Here is a 511-nt window from a genome sequence, read left to right as displayed (position 1 = left end):
CATGATGGGCTCTTTGGTCTTACTGAAGCCGCGAAAATACTCGAGATGCAACCAAAACAATTCATTCAATTTTTACAGCAAAAAGGTTGGATTTACAGACGTGCAGCAGGGGGAAATTTACTCCCTTATCAAGACAAAATCCAAAAGCAACTGATGGATTGTCCAACCATCACACTTCAAACCGCCAGTGGAATAGAAAAAGTCATTCCTTGCGCAAAAATCACAGCAAAAGGCATGGGGCTGTTGTCTCAAGAGCTTAAAAGACAAAGCATGCATTAAGAGGAGGGCATTATGATAAAAAAGAAATATAAACTCACTGATGAAACAATCAAAGTTGATGGAACAACGCTTTATCGCATACGCGCCTTAAAAGATTTTGATGATGTCAAAGAAGGCGACCTTGGAGGCTTTGTCGAGAGTGAATGGAATCTTAGCCATGATGATAATTGCTGGGTTGGAGGCAATGCTTGTGTTTATCAAAATGCATATATCTCTGAAAATGCCAAGGTTT

General features: G+C 39.9%; 2 protein-coding genes. Both read left to right on the top strand.

What is annotated here, in order from left to right; translation table 11 throughout:
* The coding region (locus ACFINC_RS11935) for a phage antirepressor KilAC domain-containing protein (RefSeq protein WP_375617328.1) at positions 1–279 on the top strand (279 nt) is incomplete at its 5' end.
* Positions 280–291: 12 nt separating this feature from the next.
* The coding region (locus ACFINC_RS11930; RefSeq protein WP_375617327.1) for a hypothetical protein at positions 292–511 on the top strand (220 nt) is incomplete at its 3' end.

This window comes from Bartonella sp. AP58NXGY (assembly GCF_042195785.1).
Classification (GTDB): Bacteria; Pseudomonadota; Alphaproteobacteria; order Rhizobiales; family Rhizobiaceae; genus Bartonella.
Note: the sequence above shows the minus strand (reverse complement) of the source record. Positions and strands in the feature narration are given on the sequence as shown.